Origin of the sequence: Citrobacter sp. ANG330, assembly GCF_047467925.1 — a bacterium.
GTDB lineage: Bacteria > Pseudomonadota > Gammaproteobacteria > Enterobacterales > Enterobacteriaceae > Citrobacter_A > Citrobacter_A amalonaticus_G.
The window spans coordinates 54,917-76,282 of sequence record NZ_JASJUI010000002.1 but is presented as its reverse complement, the minus strand read 5'-3'; the positions used below and the strand labels follow the sequence as shown (position 1 = coordinate 76,282).

18 protein-coding genes and 1 pseudogene are annotated in these 21,366 nt (G+C 54.6%); 7 read left to right on the top strand and 12 right to left on the bottom strand.

Features of this window, described 5'->3' with window-relative positions; genetic code table 11:
- Nucleotides 1-4: 4 nt before the first annotated feature.
- Entirely contained in the window at nucleotides 5-1,153 is a 1,149-nt protein-coding gene (gene cfa / locus QNN88_RS06045) for a cyclopropane fatty acyl phospholipid synthase (protein ID WP_414239419.1), read from the bottom strand.
- A gap of 292 nt (nucleotides 1,154-1,445) precedes the next feature.
- Nucleotides 1,446-2,651 (bottom strand): purine nucleoside transporter PunC, encoded by a 1,206-nt coding sequence (gene punC, locus QNN88_RS06040; protein WP_414239418.1) that lies wholly within the window; start codon nucleotides 2,649-2,651, stop codon nucleotides 1,446-1,448.
- 112 nt (nucleotides 2,652-2,763) lie between these two features.
- On the opposite strand from punC, the gene punR reads away from it, so the two are divergent.
- Nucleotides 2,764-3,696: a DNA-binding transcriptional activator PunR gene (gene punR, locus QNN88_RS06035; protein WP_414239417.1), complete on the top strand. Its 933-nt coding sequence runs from the start codon at nucleotides 2,764-2,766 to the stop codon at nucleotides 3,694-3,696.
- Here the strand turns inward: punR and purR are convergent.
- Nucleotides 3,693-4,718 (bottom strand): HTH-type transcriptional repressor PurR, encoded by a 1,026-nt coding sequence (purR, locus tag QNN88_RS06030; RefSeq protein ID WP_414239416.1) that lies wholly within the window; start codon nucleotides 4,716-4,718, stop codon nucleotides 3,693-3,695. The genes punR and purR overlap by 4 nt on opposite strands.
- Before the next feature lie 294 nt (nucleotides 4,719-5,012).
- Here purR and QNN88_RS06025 point away from each other — a divergent pair, with 294 nt between their 5' ends.
- Nucleotides 5,013-5,102 (top strand): YnhF family membrane protein, encoded by a 90-nt coding sequence (locus QNN88_RS06025; RefSeq protein ID WP_086512609.1) that lies wholly within the window; start codon nucleotides 5,013-5,015, stop codon nucleotides 5,100-5,102.
- Between the two features lie 109 nt (nucleotides 5,103-5,211).
- Nucleotides 5,212-6,438, top strand: coding sequence for an MFS transporter (locus tag QNN88_RS06020; RefSeq protein ID WP_414239415.1), 1,227 nt, complete (start codon nucleotides 5,212-5,214; stop codon nucleotides 6,436-6,438).
- Nucleotides 6,439-6,484: 46 nt separating this feature from the next.
- On the opposite strand, the gene sodB is transcribed toward QNN88_RS06020, so the two are convergent.
- Nucleotides 6,485-7,066, bottom strand: coding sequence for a superoxide dismutase [Fe] (gene sodB / locus QNN88_RS06015; protein ID WP_414239414.1), 582 nt, complete (start codon nucleotides 7,064-7,066; stop codon nucleotides 6,485-6,487).
- 126 nt (nucleotides 7,067-7,192) lie between these two features.
- Nucleotides 7,193-8,026, bottom strand: coding sequence for a C40 family peptidase (locus tag QNN88_RS06010; RefSeq protein WP_414239413.1), 834 nt, complete (start codon nucleotides 8,024-8,026; stop codon nucleotides 7,193-7,195).
- A 334-nt stretch (nucleotides 8,027-8,360) separates the two neighbouring features.
- Between QNN88_RS06010 and grxD the strand changes: the two genes are divergently transcribed.
- Entirely contained in the window at nucleotides 8,361-8,708 is a 348-nt protein-coding gene (gene grxD / locus QNN88_RS06005) for a monothiol glutaredoxin 4 (RefSeq protein WP_042319226.1), read from the top strand.
- 64 nt (nucleotides 8,709-8,772) lie between these two features.
- On the opposite strand, the gene QNN88_RS06000 is transcribed toward grxD, so the two are convergent.
- From QNN88_RS06000 to QNN88_RS05980, 5 genes are all read right to left on the bottom strand, one after another.
- Entirely contained in the window at nucleotides 8,773-13,446 is a 4,674-nt protein-coding gene (locus tag QNN88_RS06000) for an ATP-dependent helicase (protein ID WP_414239412.1), read from the bottom strand.
- 147 nt (nucleotides 13,447-13,593) lie between these two features.
- Complete coding sequence (gene rnt, locus QNN88_RS05995) at nucleotides 13,594-14,241, bottom strand: ribonuclease T (RefSeq protein WP_414239411.1); 648 nt, start codon at nucleotides 14,239-14,241, stop codon at nucleotides 13,594-13,596.
- Nucleotides 14,242-14,344: 103 nt separating this feature from the next.
- A complete protein-coding gene (gene gloA / locus QNN88_RS05990) occupies nucleotides 14,345-14,752 on the bottom strand; it encodes a lactoylglutathione lyase (protein WP_414239410.1) in 408 nt (135 codons plus the stop codon).
- 98 nt (nucleotides 14,753-14,850) lie between these two features.
- A complete protein-coding gene (locus tag QNN88_RS05985; protein WP_414239409.1) occupies nucleotides 14,851-15,948 on the bottom strand; it encodes an alkene reductase in 1,098 nt (365 codons plus the stop codon).
- 57 nt (nucleotides 15,949-16,005) lie between these two features.
- Entirely contained in the window at nucleotides 16,006-16,605 is a 600-nt protein-coding gene (locus QNN88_RS05980; protein ID WP_414239408.1) for a TetR/AcrR family transcriptional regulator, read from the bottom strand.
- A 100-nt stretch (nucleotides 16,606-16,705) separates the two neighbouring features.
- On the opposite strand from QNN88_RS05980, the gene QNN88_RS05975 reads away from it, so the two are divergent.
- From QNN88_RS05975 to sodC, 3 genes are all read left to right on the top strand, one after another.
- Nucleotides 16,706-16,945: a DUF1289 domain-containing protein gene (locus QNN88_RS05975; protein ID WP_414239407.1), complete on the top strand. Its 240-nt coding sequence runs from the start codon at nucleotides 16,706-16,708 to the stop codon at nucleotides 16,943-16,945.
- Nucleotides 16,946-16,994: 49 nt separating this feature from the next.
- A complete protein-coding gene (locus QNN88_RS05970; RefSeq protein WP_414239406.1) occupies nucleotides 16,995-17,891 on the top strand; it encodes an aldo/keto reductase in 897 nt (298 codons plus the stop codon).
- Between the two features lie 78 nt (nucleotides 17,892-17,969).
- The gene (sodC, locus tag QNN88_RS05965) at nucleotides 17,970-18,491 is read left to right on the top strand and encodes a superoxide dismutase [Cu-Zn] SodC (RefSeq protein ID WP_414239405.1); all 522 of its coding nucleotides are present in this window, start codon (nucleotides 17,970-17,972) and stop codon (nucleotides 18,489-18,491) included.
- Here sodC and QNN88_RS05960 read toward each other — a convergent pair.
- Together QNN88_RS05960 and QNN88_RS05955 are read right to left on the bottom strand one after the other, a co-directional pair.
- A pseudogene (locus QNN88_RS05960) lies at nucleotides 18,434-20,507 on the bottom strand (FUSC family protein). The gene sodC and the pseudogene QNN88_RS05960 sit on opposite strands and share 58 nt — an antisense overlap.
- Entirely contained in the window at nucleotides 20,508-21,365 is an 858-nt protein-coding gene (locus tag QNN88_RS05955) for an efflux RND transporter periplasmic adaptor subunit (protein WP_414239404.1), read from the bottom strand. It lies immediately after the preceding pseudogene.
- Nucleotide 21,366 lies beyond the last annotated feature (1 nt).

Sequence of the window (21,366 nt, the reverse complement as noted above, 5' to 3'; positions counted from 1 at the left end):
AGGTTTAGCGGGCTACGCGCAGGCCGTCTTCAACGCCGCGCGAGAACACCACCTGCCAGAGCTGAATATCGCGAGCGCGAAACGCCCCGGCGCAGGCATTCAGGTAATAGCTGAACATCCGTTTAAAGCGCTCGGAATAATTATCGGCAATTTCAGGCCATGCGGCGAGAAAACGCTCGTACCAGGCCATCAGCGTCGTGTCGTAATCCGCGCCGAAGTTATGCCAGTCTTCCATCACAAAATGCGCTTCGCTGGCGTTGGCTATCTGGCGCACTGACGGGAGACAACCGTTCGGAAAGATATACTTATTGATCCACGGGTCGACATTATTGTCGGTTTTTTTCGAACCGATAGTATGCAGTAAGAACAGACCATCCGGTTTCAGATTGCGATCAACCACTTCAAAATAGGTCGGGTAATTTTTAGGGCCGACGTGCTCAAACATGCCCACGGAAACAATGCGGTCGAACTGATCGTGCAAATCACGATAATCTTCCAGCAGAATCGACACATCCAGCCCGGCGCAACGTTCCTGCGCCATTTTTTGCTGCTCGGCGGAAATCGTCACACCCACCACGCTGACGTCATAATTCGTCGCCATGTAATGCGACAACCCACCCCAGCCGCAGCCAATATCCAGCACCCGCATACCCGGTTGCAGCTGCAATTTTTCGCAGATTAGCTTCAGTTTGGCCTGTTGCGCCGCTTCCAGGGTATCCGCGTCTTTCCAGTACGCGCAGGAATACTGCATATAGGGGTCAAGCATACGACTGAACAGATCGTTACCGAGATCGTAATGCTCTTTACCGACTATCCACGCGCGTTTTTTACTTTGCAGATTGAACAGGCGGGCGGTCGCGATGCGAAGGGTATCCTTGAAGTGGTGTGGAAGTTGGTTTTCCAGCCCTGCTCGCAGGACTTTACTAAAAAACTGGTCCAGCCGATCGCATTCCCACCAGCCATCCATGTAACTCTCACCCAGACCGAGCGACCCCTCTCGTAAAACACGTTTAAAAAAATCGGGGTTTTTGACGCGTATATCTGCTGGTGAAGAGCCGTTGATGGCAATGCCCGCGCGGCTTAATAATTCGTTAGTGATACGGTACCAGTCGTCATCCGGTACGCTGACTTCTTCTATACACGATGAACTCATAGTTTCTCCATCACTGGTCGGTGATCAGAACCTTAAAACAGCGTAGACGCTTTTTGGGCTTTGTGAGAAATCTCACGGAAACATTCCGCGAGTCTATTATCCGACGTAGAACAGAGGAAGGGAGAACCCCTTGCCGAAAAGGCCATCCATGGGGAAACGGGAACGCTCCGGTTCCCGTTAGCACATAATAATTATCGTAATTTTTAACAACCGAAATTTAGTATAGGCCTCAAAAAACGATGATACAACCAAAAATTGTTAGCCGACTAATTAACGATGATTATGAGTGATATCAATGGGATTCGCCGTGGGCAATCTCGCGATCCGTCTGAGGTTCATTGGTTTCTGACTGCTGCAGTTGCATCTTATAACCCAGCCCCGCCAGGACAACCGTCGACAGCATTACGCTGGTCGTGGTCAGCAGCGGTGTGCTGATAAGCCAGGAAACCACCAGGCTTGCCAGGAAGCACAGACCCAATTGCAGAGTATTTTGTAGCGCAGCGGCACGACCTGTCGCCTGCGGGAATGGGCGCAGCGCCTGAGCGACCACAATCGGGTAGATAGCCCCATTGGCTACCGCCATCACGCAGAAGGGGATCAGGATCTCTGCAAGCGTGATGTGATGGATAAAGCTTGCCGCCCAGGTTGCCACTACGCTCAGCGCATAGATAACTAGCAGCCAGGGCAGGAGCTGTTGACCCTGCCATTTTTGCAGTGCGGCGCGACAGCCGTAGCCACCCACCAGAAAAGCGATGGTCTGCGGCACATAGCTCAGTCCAATTACCGCCGGACTGTAGCCCATATCACTCAGAATAAATGGCGAACCGGTCAGCCATGCAAAGAAGCTGGCAGAACAGGCGGCGTAGATCAGGACGTTGCCACGGTACGCTTTTGCGCGCAGCAAGGTGGTGAAGGTCAGTTTGTCCTTGCTGTCGTCACGCGCCCGGGGGCTGGGTTTTAAAAACAGCGCAGGCACCATCAGCAGCAGCGTGATGAAAAATAGCGTGGCAAAGATCGCCTGCCAGGAAAGATGAGTCAGGATCCAGCTGCCTAATAAGGGCGCCAGTGCAGGGGACAGCCCGACCAGCGGCATTATCGTCGCGAAAATACGGTTAATTTTATGCGAAGGATAGTAATCAGTCACCAGCGCCTGCCAGATGACGGTCGCTGCACAGACACCCACCGCCTGAATAAAGCGCAGAACTAACAGGCCGGTTGCGCTTTCGACCCACAGCATACCCAGACTACCCAGGGCAAAGACAGACAGCCCCAGCAGCAGGATCGGTTTACGTCCGTAGCGATCTGAGAGCGGGCCCCACAGCAGTTGTGCGATGGCAAAACCCGCTAAAAACAGACTCAGGCTGGCGCTGACGGCAGATGCCGGTGTTTGCAGGTCAGATTGAATGGTGGCAAAAGCGGGCAAATACATGTCGGTCGCCAGAAAACCCAGCACGCTGAGTCCTGCCAGCCAGACTAAAAACCCTTTTCCAGGTTGCATAGTTGTTCTCTAATTTTTGATTAATCACACTGGCGCAGAGTGTAGGGAGTGAATTTCGGCTTGTGAAACGCTAATATTTGTTTATTGCATTCAAAAATTTTGTAGGCAGATTATGTGGTCAGAATATGCGCTGGAAGTGGTCGATGCCGTGGCGCGCAACGGGAGTTTCAGTTCCGCGGCCCAGGAGTTGCACCGGGTACCCTCGGCGGTCAGTTATACGGTTCGCCAGATGGAAGAGTGGCTGGCCGTCCCGCTTTTTGAACGCCGTCATCGTGATGTCGTGTTAACCCCGGCAGGCGCCTGGTTTTTGAAAGAAGGGCGTTCTGTCATCAAAAAAATGCAGATCACGCGCCAGCAGTGTCAGCAAATCGCCAATGGCTGGCGGGGGCAACTCCCCATCGCGGTGGATAACATCGTGCGCCCGGAACGCACGCGGCAATTGATCGTCGATTTCTATCGCCACTTTGATGACGTAGAGCTGCTGGTCTTTCAGGAAGTGTTCAATGGCGTCTGGGACGCGCTGTCAGATGGCAGGGTTGAACTCGCTATCGGTGCGACCCAGGCGATCCCGGTCGGCGGACGATATACCTTCCGCGATATGGGTAAACTGAGCTGGTGTTGTGTTGTTGCCAGCACACATCCACTGGCCGCCATGAGTGGACCCTTAAGCGATGATACGTTGCGCAACTGGCCGTCACTGGTGCTGGAAGATACTTCCCGCACTCTGCCGAAACGGGTGACCTGGCTGCTGGACAACCAGAAGCGGGTGGTGGTCCCGGATTGGGCATCCTCCGCAACCTGCATCAGCGCCGGACTTTGTATCGGCATGGTGCCGACACATTTTGCCAGGCCATATTTTAATAAAGGACAGTGGGTGGCGCTGAATCTGGAAAACCCCTTCCCGGATTCGGCCTGTTGCCTGACCTGGCAGCAGAACGATATGTCACCTGCGCTAATCTGGCTGCTGGATTATCTGGGAGATAGCGAAACGCTGAACAAAGAATGGTTGCGGGAGCCTGACGAGGCTCCCGCAGAAGAGGCTTAACGACGGTAATCGCGGAAGGGGCCATCGGCAACAGAGCGGCGCTCAACCAGACGCGGGTGAACTTCAATGGATTGTGACTCTTCACGTTTATTGACGATGCGGTCAAGCAACATGTTAAAGGCCGTCTCACCCAGTGAATCTTTCGGCTGGTGGATGGTGGTCAGAGCTGGCGTAAAGAAGCGGGCGTTGCGCACGTTGTCATAGCCTATCAGCGACACGTCCTGAGGGACGCGCAGACCCATTTCATCAGCGGCGCAAAGGGCACCCATTGCCATGACATCGCCACCGCAGAAAACCGCTGTCGGGCGATGCGCCTGTGACAGAATTTGCTGCATCGCACGGTAGCCGGATTCTGGTTCGAAGTCGCCTTGCACAATCCAGTTTTCAGGCACTTTAATCAGCGCTTCTTCCATCGCTTTCATAAAACCGGCCAGACGGCCTGCGCCGGTGTTGCGCTCCATCAGTCCCGGGATCACGCCAATTTCGCGATGTCCGCGTTCAATAAGGTAACGGCCAGCCATATAACCGCCCTCAAAGGCGTTATCAATCACGGTATCAGTGAAATCGGCTTTGGCCTCGCCCCAGTCCATCACAACCATCGGGATATGACGATACTCTTCCAGCATCGAGAGCAGAGGGGCGGGATATTCGGAACACATCACCAGCAGGCCATCCACGCGTTTTTGCGCCATCATGGACAGATAGGCACGTTGCTTTTCCAGGTTGTTCCAGACATTACCGAGGATCAGGGTATAGCCTTTCTGAAAGCAGTTTTTTTCAACTGCTTCAATAATTTCAGCAAAGTAGGGGGCTTCGCTGCTGGTCGCCAGCAACCCGATAGACTTGGTATGATTCACCTTCAGACTACGGGCTACCGCGCTGGGGGAATAGTGCAATTCTTTGATTGCCGCCCACACTGCATTGCGTGTTTCTTCAGCGACGAAACGCGTTTTGTTAATTACGTGTGATACGGTTGTAGTGGAAACGTTTGCGCGCTTCGCTACATCTTTAATTGTTGCCATTAAATCTCACTCCAGACCCAACCTGAACAGTCAAATATGCTAAGTAAACGTTTGCCTTTACTCATCCTGTGCGCAACGTCAGGGTTGCAGCATGCCGGGAAAACGCAACAGAGCATCAGGAAGGGGTCAATGGCCGGTACGCTAATCAAGTAAGCGTCGAATTTTGGCTGATCTTAACGAAAAGGGGAAGTATTAAAAGCACATATCACGCTAAATCGTGGGAGATTTTCGCACGCAAGTGTGCAAAAATGCGCTATATCACTTTTTGTGTGGGAATAAAAAGGAGAAAAGTTGATGAGCACCGATCTTAAATTTTCATTAGTAACTACGTTTATCGTTCTGGCTTTAATCGTTGCTGGCGGTCTGACAGCGGCACTGCATTGATTTCCCGTCGGGGGAGTCTCTGCTCCCTCGTCACTCCCGCCATATTGTTATTGAATCTGCAAAAGTCTTTTGTATTTTTGTTAACTTCTCTTTTTTTGTGATTGATGTCATGCTTTTGACTCTTAGTTACGCATCGCGCCTCGACGCGAAGAGCCGGAGTCATCACTGCATGAAAATTAATTATCCTTTACTGTCGCTGGCTATCGGCGCGTTCGGCATCGGTACGACCGAGTTTTCGCCAATGGGTCTGCTACCCGTCATCGCGCGTGGCGTCGATGTGTCTATTCCCGCAGCAGGTATGCTAATCAGCGCCTACGCTGTCGGTGTGATGGTCGGGGCACCGCTAATGACGCTGCTGTTGTCACATCGCGGACGTCGCAATGCGCTGATTTTTCTGATGGCTATCTTTACGCTTGGCAACGTGCTGTCGGCCATTTCCCCGGACTACACAACACTGATGCTGTCACGCATTTTGACCAGCCTTAACCACGGCGCGTTCTTTGGCCTGGGCTCCGTTGTGGCAGCCAGCGTGGTGCCGAAGCACAAGCAGGCCAGCGCGGTGGCGACCATGTTTATGGGGCTGACCATCGCCAATATTGGCGGCGTTCCGGCGGCAACCTGGCTGGGTGAGACCATCGGCTGGCGGATGTCGTTTATGGCAACGGCCGGTTTGGGCGTCATTTCGATGCTGAGTCTCTTTTTCTCGTTGCCGAAAGGTGGGGCTGGGGCACGTCCGGAGGTGAAAAAAGAGCTGGCGGTACTGATGCGTCCCCAGGTGCTTTCTGCTCTGCTTACCACGGTACTGGGGGCGGGGGCCATGTTTACGCTGTACACCTATATATCGCCAGTCCTGCAAAGCATCACTCATGCCACGCCGGCCTTTGTGACCGGAATGCTGGTTCTGATCGGCGTGGGCTTCTCCATAGGTAACTATTTGGGTGGCAAACTGGCCGATCGCTCGGTTAACGGTACGCTAAAGGGCTTCTTGCTGCTGCTGATGGTGATTATGCTGGCTATTCCCCTGTTGGCGCAGAATGAACTGGGCGCGGCGATAAGTATGGTGGTCTGGGGGGCAGCGACCTTCGCGGTGGTTCCTCCGCTGCAAATGCGCGTTATGCGTGTGGCTCACGAAGCACCGGGTTTGTCATCTTCCGTGAATATCGGCGCTTTTAACCTCGGTAATGCTTTGGGTGCCGCTGCGGGCGGGGCCGTCATTTCTGGTGGGTTAGGCTACAGTTTTGTTCCTGTCATGGGCGCGATTGTGGCAGGTATGGCGCTGTTGTTGGTGTTCATCTCGGCGAGAAAACAGCCTGAACAGGTGTGTGTCGCAGGTTAATGGCAGGGCAAAAACGCAGAAGGGTGCCCCTTCTGCGTTATCTCTCTTACGCGGCGAAGTTCTTCGCGACAAACTCCCAGTTTACCAGCGCCCAGAAGTGCTCCAGGTAACCAGGACGCGCATTACGGTAGTCAATGTAATACGCATGTTCCCACACGTCGACGGTCATCAGCGGCGTGGCGTCGGTGGTCAGCGGTGTACCGGCGTTGGAGGTTGAAACGATAGCCAGCTTGCCCTCTTTTCCTTTTACCAGCCAGGTCCAGCCTGAGCCGAAGTTTTTGATAGCCGCATCGGTAAACTGCGCCTTGAAATCCGCAAAACTGCCGAAAGAGGCGACAATCGCGTCAGCCAGTTTGCCCGTCGGCTCGCCACCCGCATTCGGTGCCAGGCAGTTCCAGTAGAACGTGTGGTTCCAGACCTGAGCGGCGTTATTGAACACACCACCTTCCGAGCTACGCACGATCTCTTCGAGTGATTTCCCTTCGAAGGCGGTGCCTTTGATCAGGTTGTTCAGATTGGTGACATAAGTCTGGTGGTGTTTGCCATAGTGATATTCCAGCGTCTCGGCGGAAATGTGCGGCGCAAGCGCATCTTTGGCATACGGTAGTGCAGGTAATTCGAACGACATTGCTTCTCTCCTTATTATTAATAGTATTTCGCGCAATAACCTTATTGTGCGTAAGGATAGGGTAGCAAATTGAAAGGTTATACAAAAGATGAACTTACCCTGTTGCGTTAACAACAGGGTAAAGTTTTAACGAATGGTTTTGGGCGTCATGACCCGGCGAGCGCCGACGTAGTGGCGTTGCCAGTAATCTTCGCTGAGAGACGTTATCTGGATTTCCTGACCGCTGCGTGGTGACTGGATAAATTTGCCGTTGCCGACATAAACGCCGACGTGATCGGCGGTTCCCCGCCCCTGAGTGCGGAAGAACACCAGATCGCCATTTTTTAATTCACCCCGATCAATCGGCGCGGCATCACGCAGGTGATACATTTCATTTGCTGTGCGCGGAATACGGAATTTAACCAGATCTTTATAAGCGTAATAAACCAGACCGCTGCAATCGAAACCCGTGCGCGGAGACGTACCTCCCCAGCGATACGGCTTGCCAATCTGACTCATTAATTTGTTCATCGCCGTGCTGGTCGCTTTTTGCACTTTCACTTTATGCGCATCCGCAACCTTTGTTGGCGCCATGTTCTTAACTTTTACGCACGTCGGCTTGTGCCCTTTACGCGAGGTGCACTTTTCGCTCCAGCTGACAGCGGCCGTCTTTTTCGCAGTAACAGTTTTTCCTTTGCGACTGGCTGTTTTGCTGGTTTTTGCCGCAGTGGTGAGTTTTTTCTTAGCAGAGGAGGCGGTTTTCGTGTTGGTTTTGTTGGTGGTTTTCTTGACGGTTTTTTGACTGGTTTTATTCGATTTTTTCGCTGTTGCCGTACTTTTCTTTTTGTTGCTGGTTTTCTTACTATCCGTAAGACCAGCCGTATCCCTGGCTTGCTTGGACGCATGCGCCATCGGCATAAAGGGAATGGTTGTAAATAGTAAAGCACAGAGCGTGAGGGAAAGTCGGTTTATCCGCGCCACTGAGCATTCCTCTGTTAAGGCAGGTCGCAATCATACCTGCGTGTGATTTACAAAACCTGATGATTCTAATCTATAGAAACGAATAAAGTTAATAGCTTTTATTGTTAAAAATGCGGTTTCGTTATTGAGTGCAAAAAAAAACAGCAGCCAAAGCTAAATCTGGTTACTTGCCGCACACTTCGGAATATGCCGCGGGGAAACAATTATTGCGAATGCAACTTATGTATTCAGAGGTTAAAATAATAAAGCGTAATGAAAATGTTATTTTCCGATGTCGCTCTGAACCGCTACAATGTCAGACGACTGCCGTAAAAGAAGTTAAGGAAGCAAGACAATGAGCACCACTATCGAAAAAATCCAGCGCCAGATCGCTGAAAACCCGATTCTCCTGTACATGAAAGGTTCTCCAAAACTGCCAAGCTGCGGCTTCTCCGCCCAGGCTGTGCAGGCGCTTTCCGCCTGTGGTGAGCGTTTCGCCTATGTGGATATCCTGCAAAATCCGGATATTCGCGCAGAACTGCCGAAATACGCAAACTGGCCAACCTTTCCCCAGCTGTGGGTTGACGGTGAACTGGTTGGCGGCTGTGACATTTTGATCGAAATGTACCAGCGCGGCGAACTGCAGCAGTTGATCAAAGAGACCGCTGCAAAATACAAATCTGAAGAATCTGATGCTGAGTAATCAGTAGACGGTAAAAGGGGAGCTTTTCCTGCCTCAGGTTAAGCTCCTTTTTATTTCTGATTTCCTACCCCCAGTCCAGACCTTGTGGCGAACTGGAAAACCCAACCTCCCGCAACAGAGTAAACAGACTGGTTTGCCGTACCGGTTTATCGTTGACTTCCGACAGCGTGAAACGAAGTCGCGGTTCACGGCGTAAGGCACTTGCCAGCGCCCTGAATATCTCTGGCGACGGGGTCTCTTCATCTTTCATCCAGACCATCATCTTCTTCCCACCCTGCGCGAGATATAGCCGCAATTCACCGGCGGAAATCACCACAAATGCGCCATTCCGCCGGCCGGGAACCAGAGATGACGGATGCGCTGGCCACGGCAAAAGCGAGCCCCAGGGACTGGCCGGGTCGTTTGCGGATAGCGCCACTGCCGTAAATGCCTGTGTCTCAGTATTTGAAGCGCTCAGATCGCGCAGTCGATCGATGGTATGTCGTTCGGCAAACTGTGCACCGCCCATTCCTTCAACGAAACGCCCGCGCAGAATACGTCCCGAATCCTCCATGCTCCGGCACAGTGTCTGCATGGCGGGGAAGCCCCCCGGGATATTCTCGGCAATCACCGCCTGGCGACCGATCACACCGTAGCGATCGAGCATATTCTCCGCGCAGGCCAACATCCGCTCGGTATCATTTAGCTTCTCTCGGGGCAGCAGTGACCAGCGTCCAGCCAGTGCAGGGGTGGTGTAAGAAACCGGGATAGTGGTGGACGGAAGGCGCGGGGCGCTATAGGTCGGACGTCCACGACGCATACGCGGCGAGCGTCGTGACGGCTGGCGCGATGCGGCGACCGTGCGCGACAAGCCACGTAATGGAGCCCAGATATCGGTCGTGATGTACCCTTGCCAGACCAGCCCCCAAAGCGCCTCATGTAACATCGCTGGCGTTATCCACTCATCACCGCCAGATCCTTGCTTCCGGGTCTGAATCAACGTGCTGAGTTGTTGCGCAAACCATGCGCCACCGCCTGAGAGCACGTCTAAAATTGCACGCTGTAAGTCTGTAAGCGCCTCGCTGTCCCCAGTGGGTGGGGACAGCGTTTCCGCCAGGTAATCCCGCAAATGCAGCACCACCCGTCCATCATCGTCGCCCATTTTCTTTTGCCCTGACCAGATAACTTCACCCGTCGCCAGCAACTCATCGAGCATATCCGGTGAATAATCGCGAACACGAGCAGGCAAAATCTGGCTTTCCCATAACGAAGCGGGCAGACCGACGCCGGCCAGTTGCTCAATCACTCTCGTGACACCGTCACTTCCTTCGAGCGTACCTGTGGAGACCGCCGGAAGGCGTGCCGGGCTGCCATCAGCGGGTGAAAGAAGTCCCTGGCGTTCCAGCAGCAGTCGGGTATAACTCGCCGCCGGGACCGGGCGAGTGGCTTCCCTGGCGGCATGCAGCGAACGGATGCGCAGCCGGTGAAATACGTCTTCATTCACCCACGTTGACGCTTCGTCAGGCGTGGATGACGTACCTGTACGCAACGAAATAAGAACACCTTCATCGCGTAACTGGCGCAGAAAGTCATCGGCGACGGCCACCCCTAATCCGAACGCCTGTGCGACCTGAGCGCCGGTAAATAGGGTATGAGTACGGCTGAAGCGCAAGAAGAGATCCCGCAACGGCGCGTTTACCGGATGTAGCCACGCGGGCGAAATCGTCGCGGGCAGGCGGACACCCAGCGCGTCACGAAGCCTGGCCGCATCGTCCATGCAGGCCATCTGCGCCGTGTCAGCAATCATAACCGGGAAAATCCGCTTGTCAGCGGAAAGGTCATCAAGCCAGCCCTGGATGTCAGCGGGCGTTCCCTCGTGCCTGGCGGCAATATCCTCGACGGTCATTGGCCCCAGTTCACGCAATAAGTCGTAAATACCTTCTTTACCCTGAGCTTTTCTGTCCGCCGCCCGTCGCTGAAGTTCATCTTCAACCTGGCGGATAATTTCCGGGTCGAGTAACTCCAGTGGATCGCCCTGACCTAAGAGGTTGCCAAGAAGTTCACTGTCCAGCGCCAGTACCGAAGCCCGACGTTCCGCCAGCGGCGCATCGGTGGCGTACATAAATTCCGCGACATAACCGAAGAGTAGATCGGTGGCGAACGGCGAGGGGGTGAGCGTGGTGACTTCAGAAATCTGGATCTCGCCGGTGTTCAACCGGCGTATGACCTGCTCAAGTGCGTCAAGATCGTACACATCCTGGAGACATTCACGGGCGGTTTCCAGGATAACAGGAAAATCAGGATAGCCCGCCGCGATTTCCAGAAGCTGGCCGGCGCGCAGACGCTGCTGCCAGAGTGGTGAACGGCGCCCTGGCGTTCGGCCTGGCATCAGCAGGGCGCGGGCGGCGCATTCTCTGAAGCGGGCGGCAAACAGCGCTGTGCTGCTGACGGCTTCCCTGACTATTCGCAGCAGTTTTTCCGGTTCAAACAGGAAAATGGCGGCATCAGGCAGTTTGCCGTCGCTATCCGGAATGCGGGCGACAATCCCGTCATCACTGGCGACAATCGACGCATCTGCTCCCCACTGCGCGTGGAGACGTCCGGCAATTGCCAGCGCCCAGGGGGCATGCACCCGTCGGCCATACGGAGAATGCAGAATAACCCGCCAGTCACCGACCTCGTCGCGACAGCGCTCAAGTACCAGATGACGACTCCACGGGAGTGCGCCGGTGGCATTTTTCTGATCGGCAATTAATCCCTTGATATTCGAAAGAACATTGTCATCGCGCAGTCTCGGGGAGAGCGTCAGCTCTGCGTTATCTTCGGACATCGCATGGATAAAATCACCAATGCGTTCCCCCAGTTCAGCCGGACGCCCAACGCCTTCGCCGTGCCAGAACGGGAGTCTCGCCGAGCGTCCGGGCGCCGGGACGACGATAACCTGGTCGCGGGTAATCTGCTGAATACGCCATGAACTGGCACCGAGCGTGATGATGTCGTTGACGCGTGACTCATAGACCATTTCTTCATCCAGTTCGCCCACGCGCCGCGATCCGGCTTGTTCATCCCCTTCGGGGAGCAGTACGCTGAACATGCCGCGGTCCGGGATGGTTCCGCCGCTGGTCACCGCCAGAAGCTGAGCACCAGGGCGGGCGGATAATAATCCGCTTTCTCGGTTCCAGATAATACGCGGTCTGAATACCGCAAAATCGCCAGAAGGATAGCGTCCTGCCAGCATATCCAGCGTGGCGTCAAACGCGCTTCTCGGCAGATCTTTCCACGGAGAAGCCCGGCGCACGAGAGCATACCAGTCATCAACATTGACGGGATCCATTGATACGGCGGCAACGGTCTGTTGCGCCAGAATATCCAGCGGGTTGCGTGGCGGCGTCAGCGTTTCCAGTTGCCCGGCATACATACACTCGACAATGACGGCAGAGTCAATCAGATCCCGTCGGGTTCGTGGGTAAAACAGCCCCTTTGATACGCCACCAACCTGATGACTGGCCCGCCCGATCCGCTGCAGGCCGCTGGCAACGGAAAGGGGCGTTGCCACCTGAATCACCAGATCGACCGCGCCCATGTCGATCCCCAGTTCCAGACTTGACGTCGCGACCACGCAGCGAAGTTCACCCGATTTCAGAGCATGCTCCGTCACCGCCCGTTGCTCTTTAGACACTGAACCATGATGCGAACGGGCAATGTATTCTGCGGCGTCCTGTACCCGATTGCTGGAGGAACCGGTAAACGAGTCGTAATGCACCGGTTCCGCCTGGGGTTCCGGGCGCGTTTGTTGTCGCGAGCGATACAGTTCGTTCAGACGGGCTGTCAGTTTTTCTGCCAGGCCGCGTGAATTAGTGAAAACAATGGTAGAGCGATGGCTAAGGATTTGATCGAGAATAGCGGATTCAATGCGCGGCCAGATGGAGCCTTCTCTGCCTTTGTGAATGGCCTCGCTGCTGTCGAGATTATCGGCCTGCACGTCATCGAGATTGGCGGCAGGTGCGACAATATGGATATCCGGGTGACGGGTCGCGGGTGGATTCACGACAGTCACCGGGCGATCGCCGCCCAGAAAAGCGGCAACTTCAGTCACCGAACGCACGGTCGCCGAAAGACCGATGCGCTGTGCCGATCGTGCCAGAAGCGCATCCAGCCGTTCGAGGCTGAGGGCGAGGTGCGCACCGCGTTTTGTACCGGCCACAGCGTGCACCTCATCAATGATCACCGTTTCAACTCCGCGCAGAGTCTCTCTGGCACGGGAGGTGAGCATCAGATAGAGCGATTCCGGCGTGGTGATCAAAATATCGGGCGGATGACGAGTGAGCTTTGCACGCTCCTGTGGCGGCGTATCTCCCGTGCGAATACCCACCCGGATGGCGACTTCTGTTGCACCACAGTTCTTGCGTGCTTCGCTAATTCCATGAAGGGGAATTTGCAGGTTACGTTGGACATCGGTACCCAGGGCTTTTATCGGGGAAATATAGAGGATCCGGGTGATTTTCTTTTCTTTGGCGCAGGGGGCCGTCGCCTGCTTTTCCTCACCTTCACGAAACAGGCGATCCAGCGCATAGAGAAATGCCGCAAGCGTTTTCCCCGAACCGGTCGGGGCGATCACCAATGCATGCTGATTCGCCGCGGTAACCGACCACGTTTGCGATTGCACCGGTGTGGGGTGCTGAAATGCTGAGGTAAACCAGTCGCGTGTCGCCTGCGAGAAAATATCCGGCAGCGGAGGCGGCGCATTTTTTGCTGACATGTTCCCTGTCCCTTTTGCGGTATTGACGGATCAAGACACTTTTAAAGAATAGCGGGAAATGCGCGGGCTGTATTGATACTGGTCAAATATACAGTGTTGGCGAGGGTGAGGCAGGGCCTGATAAATCGCGTTATCAGGCCCTTTAAATCAGGATTCTTCAGGCAGGGGTAACGGCCAACCGCCCAGACGCTTCCAGCGGTTGACTATTTCACAAAACAGCACGGCGGTGCGCTCGGTATCGTACAGCGCTGAGTGCGCCTGAGTACCGTCAAACTCCATGCCAGCCGCCAGGCACGCTTTGGAGAGTACCGTTTGTCCCAGGGCCAACCCGCTCAGCGCAGCAGTATCGAATGTCACGAACGGATGGAAAGGGTTGCGTTTGAGCGAGGCGCGCTCGGCTGCAGCCATCATAAAGCTATGATCAAATGTCGCGTTATGGGCAACCATGATAGCGCGGCTACAACCGCTGTCTTTAATACCTTTGCGGACCATTTTGAAAATGGCATGCAGGGCGTCATATTCACTGACCGCGCCGCGCAGTGGGTTAGACGGGTCGATGCCGTTGAAGGCCAGCGCTTCGGGCTGTAAATTCGCGCCTTCAAACGGTTCCACGTGGAATTGTAGCGTGCTGTCCGGCATCAGCCAGCCTTGTTCATCCATTTTCAGCGTGATGGCGGCGATCTCAAGCAGCGCATCGGTTTTGGCGTTAAATCCGGCCGTTTCAACATCAATGACGACAGGATAGAAACCACGAAAACGGTCGCACAGACCGGTAAGTTGAGCGTTATCGGACATCAGGGTCTCTTAGTACGGAAAAATTGCAGCGCGCATTATGCCAAAAAAAGCGGAGTGATGCAGTAAAACTACGGGCGCAGAAAGTTACTGCGCCCGGCAGGAATCAGTTACCGAGACCTTTCCCGGCGTCTTTTTCTTCAATCAGTTCGATTTTGTAACCGTCCGGATCTTCAACAAAAGCAATCACGGTCGTGCCGCCTTTGACCGGGCCGGCTTCACGAGTGACGTTACCGCCATTCTGACGAATGCGCTCGCAGGCTTCAGCCGCGTTATCCACGCTCAGGGCGATATGACCGTAAGCGTTACCGAGGTCGTAGTGATCGACGCCCCAGTTATAGGTCAGTTCAATCACCGCCTCGTCACTCTCTTCACCGTAGCCGACGAACGCCAGAGAGTATTTGTATTCGGTGTTTTCACTGGTGCGCAGCAGCTTCATGCCCAGCACTTTGGTGTAAAAATCAATAGAACGTTGCAGATCGCCGACGCGCAGCATCGTGTGAAGTAAACGCATGTTTTGTCCCCTTAAAAATGGTCAATACATTCAAAATGTTGTTTTAGTATAGCGGCGTTTTTACGCCGCTATCAATGAAGGAATCCGAAGGCGGGAGATCAAAGGGTCGGATAATCGGTATAGCCTTCCGCGCCGCCGCCGTAGAAACTTTCGCTACGCTGCGGATTGAGTTCGGCTTTACGTTGCAGGCGTGTGACCAGGTCCGGGTTAGCGATGTAATCGCGACCAAAGGCAACGGCATCGATCAGGCCTTTCTCAATTAAGGTTTCTGCTTTTTCAGGCGTATAGGCACCGGCACCGATGATTGGTCCGTGGAAACGGGCACGTACTTTTTCACGGAACGCGTCATTGTATGGCTTGCCGCCCGCCCAGTCGGGTTCCGACATGTGCAGATAGGCGATGCCGCGTTTACCCAGTTCCTCAATCAGATACAGGGCGTCGGCTTCTTCGTTCGGACCATTGTCGACATTCTGGAAGGTGCCAACAGGCGAAACGCGAATCCCGATACGATCCGCACCCCATTCCTTAATGCCTGCATCAACCACTTCCAGCACCAGACGTGCGCGGTTCTCCACGCTACCGCCGTACTGATCGGTACGATGGTTGGAAGAAGGGGAAAGGAACTGATGCAGCAGATAACCGTGAGCGGAGTGCAGTTCAACCAGATCGAAACCGGCTTCACGCGCGTTGGCGATCGCCTGGCGGAAATCATTGACGATTCCTGGGATCTCATCGGTTTCCAGCGCACGCGGCATGGAGGTATCCACACGAATTGCCTGACCCTTTTCATCGCGCAGGGAAGTACGAGTACCGGCGCTGATTGCCGACGCCGAGACCGGCGGTTGACCGCCTGGTTGCAGACTGGAGTGAGAAATACGGCCTGTGTGCCACAGCTGAACGGCAATATGGCCGTTTTCAGCATGGACGCCGGCAGTAATTTTCTTCCATGCGGCGATCTGCTCATCGCTGTGCAGACCCGGGGCGCCAGCGTAACCCTTTGCCTGCGCGGAAATCTGCGTGGCTTCACTGATAATAAGACCTGCACTGGCGCGTTGGCGATAATATTCGGCCATCAATGGAGTCGGGATGTCGCCGGGCTCAATGCTGCGCAGACGCGTCAGCGGGGCCATGAAGATACGGTTTGGTGCGGTGATCGCGCCCACTTTCAGTGGGGTAAACAGTTTATCAGATGACATAGTGTTTTCCGTTATGAATAGACCGGTCGTCTAGTGAGAAATTAAATAAAACGCCTGTTAAGCACCAGGCGTTGCGATGATACTTTTCACGTGTGCCAGCGCATTTTCCAGCGGGGTGGCACTGCGAGAAATTTTGGCCTGCAGATTCGCCCCCAGCCACAGCGCATAAAGAATTTGCGCCTGCTGTAACGGCTCACCTGCAAACGTCAGGCACTGACTGTCACGACCTTTTTCCAGCGCCTGCGCCAGGATGACCATAATTTTCCCGGCCCCCTGGTCCATCGCGGTACGCATATCCTCCGACAGGTCGCACACTTCGGCGGAGAGCTTGACGGTCAGACAGCCGCTGATGATCCCTTTTTGGCAGAACTGGTTCAGTGTTTCCTGATAATAAGCCAGAATGCGATCCCGATAATTGCCCGGCCCCGTCTCAAAATGTACCGTCAGTCGCTGATGATAACCGGCAAAATGCCGTTCCAGCATCGCGACGCCAAAGGCTTCTTTGGAACGAAAATAGTGATAAAACGATCCTTTCGGCACCCCGGCGGTTTTGAGCAGTTCGCTCAGTCCCATGCCGGTAAAGCCTCGCTGCATACAAAGATGCTCACCGGTCGCCAGTAAGTGTTCGCGGGTATCGTATTCAGTTTGCTTGTTCATGCCAGGAGTGTAATAGACCAGTCGGTCTAATGCAAGTCAGGTTGCCAGAAAGCGCGTTTACGTCTTCAATAGAGTGAAGACCTTGAGAAGAGGAAAGGGCGTGGCAGAGCAGTTAGAGTTTTTCCCCGTACAGAGCCCGTGTCGGGGAATATGCCAGTCAGATGAACGCGGTTTTTGCCGGGGATGCCTGCGCAGCAGGGATGAGCGGTTCAACTGGCAAAAGATGAGCGACGGGCAAAAACAAGAGGTGCTGCGGTTATGCCGCCAGCGTCTGCTGCGTAAATTACGCGCAAATAAACCCGCCGCGCCGGAAGAACCTCAACAGCCTTCACTCTTTTAAGCCACTAATTGTATATACTCGCTGTAATTTACTTCACGAGGAAGCAGTTATGGTTCAGCGTATTACTCTTGCGCCACAAGGCCCGGAATTCTCCCGCTTTGTCATGGGATACTGGCGACTGATGGACTGGAATATGTCCCCCCGGCAGTTGGTGAGTTTTATTGAAGAGCACCTGGATTTAGGTGTCACGACCGTGGACCATGCGGATATTTACGGCGGCTATCTGTGTGAGGCCGCATTTGGCGAAGCGCTGAAACTGGCTCCTCATCTGCGCGAGCGCATGCAGATCGTCACTAAATGCGGTATTGCCACCACTGCCCGTGCGGAAAACGCTCTCGGTCATTACATCACCGATCGCGATCATATCGTGAAAAGCGCGGAACAGTCGCTGACCCACCTGGCGACCGACCATCTGGATCTGCTGTTAATCCACCGCCCGGACCCGCTCATGGATGCCGATGAGGTGGCGGAAGCCTTCAAACATCTCCACCAGAGCGGAAAAGTGCGTCACTTCGGCGTTTCCAACTTTACACCTGCGCAGTTTACGCTGTTGCAGTCGCGACTGCCTTTCACGCTGGCGACTAATCAGGTAGAAATTTCCCCGGTACATCAGCCGTTGCTGTTGGACGGTACGCTCGATCAGCTTCAGCAACTGCGCATTCGCCCGATGGCCTGGTCCTGCCTCGGTGGCGGACGTTTGTTTAATGACGATGCGTTCCAGCCGCTGCGTAACGAACTGGCGGTGATTGCAAAAGAGCTTAACGCCTCCTCTATTGAGCAGGTGGTTTATGCCTGGATCCTGCGCCTGCCGTCACAGCCGCTGCCAATCATTGGCTCCGGTAAAATCGAACGCGTGCGTGCGGCGGTGGAAGCGGAGTCTCTGAAAATGAGCCGTCAGCAGTGGTTTCGTATCCGTAAAGCCGCGCTGGGTTACGACGTACCGTAAGCGTAAAATCGCGGATCTCCGTTCAAAATGGTGTCACTGGTTTACACTTAACCGACATACATACAGAACGGAGGTCCTATGAAACGATTGAGTCTGGCTGTGTTAACCCTGTTAGCCTGTGCGGGTGCGCAAGCCGCCAGTGAAAAAGTGGAGATGAATCTGGTGACTTCGCAAGGCGTCGGGCAGTCTATCGGCGAGGTGACCATTGCGGAAACAGAGAAAGGGCTTGAGTTTACGCCCGATCTGAAAGCGCTGCCGCCGGGCGAGCATGGCTTCCACATTCACGCCAACGGCAGTTGCCAGCCCGCCATTAAAGACGGCAAAGCCTCTCCTGCTGAGTCTGCTGGCGGACACTATGATCCCCACAAAACCGGTAAACATGCCGGACCGGATGGCGAAGGCCACCTGGGCGATCTGCCCGTGCTGGTCGTGAATGACGAAGGTAAGGCCATTATTCCCGTCACGGCAACGCGCCTGAAATCCCTTGATGACATCAAAGACAAAGCGCTGATGATCCATGTCGGCGGCGATAATATGTCCGATCAGCCCAAACCGCTGGGTGGCGGAGGGGCGCGCTTCGCTTGTGGCGTGATCAAGTAATCAGGATGTCAGCGTGCCTTCTGGCGGTGCTTGTTCCAGTTGGGAAAGCGAGCAATACAACCGCCAGACAATCGCCGCCAGTTCCCGCGCGGCCGGTTGATGATGATGTGACAGCGTCTGGCAAATCCTCAGGAGTTCGGTTAGCGTCGCGGCAAGCGAGCGCTGCTGAACGCCGCGTTCACTCATCACATCATGCAGTAGTGAAATACAGATATCCCTGACCCGCGACAGCGGATCGGAGCGCGCTTCCCAGCCGCGAAGTTGCCAGACAACGTGCGAGCAGTTGAGTAACACCACGCCCCAGCGCAGTAACCATCGGCGTGCCAGCGCATCCTGGCTGTTGCTTAACTGGCTGATATGGTGATAGGTCAGCGATTCGTACTCGTTTTCGCTGTATGTCGGATAACGGCTCAACTGATCGACAAAGCTGCGGCGCAGCGCCCGAATATGGCGGCGACTCTTACGCTTATCGGAACCGGGACGCAAAATCGCGAAAGCCAGCCAGGAGAATGCCACGCCGACGATCTTCGCCGTATTGTCATTCAGAAAATCGGCAAAGTCATAAACAGGGGGATTGGTGACAGCGATAAACGAGCCCATAAACACGATCAGTTGCCCCCAGAGTCCCGCCAGTTTGGGCATCTGCAGTTTCAGCAATTGCATGGTCGTCAGCAGAGGGAACAGAAACAGCAGGAATTGCCAGAGATCGCTAATCTGCACCATCAGCCCAAACTTCACTACGAAACTGAACAGCGAAAGCAGTACCAGCGTGCGCATCAGCAGTGAGAGTGATTTAAACGGCGTGGCGACGACTGAGTAAAGCACGCTGCTGATGGCCGCCAGCGTCAACGCCGCCGATCCGGATTCCCACTGTGAAACAATACTCCAGGAGCCAATGACCACCAGCGTGACGAAGGTGCGCAGTCCGCTCCAGAGCGCTTCCGCGTGGTCGGTATGTCTCGCCAGCGCCGGCGTGCGGGGAATGTTTACTGTGGTCAGCGGCTCGCCATTTTCGATCAAGCGAAGCTGATGACTGGTTCGCAGATAAAGGCGGCAGAAGTAGCGCAGCCGCTGCCAGAAGGCGACATGACGATAATCGGCCATATTTTCAGGAGCAAGCGGGGCAATAATTCGCGCGACGGTGTAACCATCAGTTTGTGAGCGGGCCAGTGCCGTCAAAAGTTGGTCAATGATCTCCCGCGTGTGGGCAGGAGGATTTGGCCAGTTCAGCAACATTCTGCGCAGGCTTGAGATGACGCTGGTCAGGCGCAGCTGTTGATGCAAAAGGGCATTCAACAGCGCGTTCTGGCGACGAAAACGATAATGACTCCAGAATGCCTGAATACGCAGTAAGTTCATGGTCAATATTTGTCCGATCACGCCTTCATGGGCAGAGCGGATAGCATCGGTTGTCTCGGGCTGCCACAGCAGGCTGGCATGTTCGAGCAGGCGCGCATGCATATTTTTCAACGCCGTCAGCAACGCCGTGCCGTCGGAAGTGCTGGGCAGAATCATCATCATCGTGCCGCCGCAGAGGATCCCAACAATCACTTCACAGACACGCGCCTGTGCGATATCCCAGAGTTGCGTGATTTCGACGATATTGACCATGGGAAAGGCGATGATCGCCGCCGTGTATCCCGCCAACTGGAAAGCATAGGCCACATTATTGGTAAATTGCGCGCAGGCCCAGGTACAGAAGCCAATCCAGGCGGACATGCTCAGCAGAAACAACCATGGCTCATTGAGCGTGTGACCGGCGAGAATCAACGCGGCGGTTGCACCGAGCAGACTGCCGGCAATGCGCCCGAGGCTTTTGCTTATCACGCCGCCGACGGTGGGAAAACTGACCACCGCGGCAGATGTCATCGCCCAATAGGGTTCATCCAGATTGAGATAATAGGCAAACGTCAGCGCCAGACACATGGCGAAGGTATTACGCAATGCATATCGCCATTGCCCGCTCGTCGCTTTCAACCAGGGCGTGTTGCCCAGGCTCAGGTGCAGACGCTTCATTTACTTGCCGATCGCGACGCTACAGGTCGTGCCGGAAACGAGCGTCACGTCATGCGGAAGCTGGTCAAACTCGATGCGCACGGGCACACGCTGCGCCAGGCGAACCCAGGGCACGTTAGGCTTGATATCCGGTACCAGTCCGGAATCGCTCTCCACACTTTGGTCATAGATGGCGCGACCTATACTGGACACGTGACCCTGTAACTTAATATTGCCGCTATAAAGGGTGATTTGCGCAGGTGCGCCCTCGCGGATATGACGCAGCTTGGTTTCCTCAAAATATCCCATCACATAGAAAGAGTGGCTATCCACCAGGGCGAACAGCGGTTGTCCGGTCGTGGCGAAGTTACCGGCACGCGTCGACAGGTTAGTGATCCAACCAGAAACCGGGGCATAGACATCCGTCTGCGCCAGTTGCCACTGCGCTTGTCTGAGCGTCGCCTGGGCGACGTCTACGCTTGCCTGCATCGCTTTGACATTCAGATTGGCGGTGTCCAGCTCTTCTGCGGAGATAAAATTCTGCGATAAGTGACGGCGGCGATTGGCTTCGTTGTTGGCTTTCGCCAGTTCAGATTGCGCTTTAGCCAGTTGTGCCTGCGCATTAAGTTCGGCGATATGAAAAGGGGTCTTATCGATACGAAAAAGCAGATCGCCGGCGTTGACGAACTGGTTATCCTTAACCTGGAGATCAACGATGGTGCCGGATACCTGGGGCGTAATGCTGACTTGTTCGGCACGCACCTTCCCGTCACGCGTCCAGGGGGATTGCATGTAATAATTCCACATAAACCATCCCGCCAGAACGGCGAGGGCAGCAATCAAAATTGTGGAGAAATACTTTATTGTTTTCAGCGACATA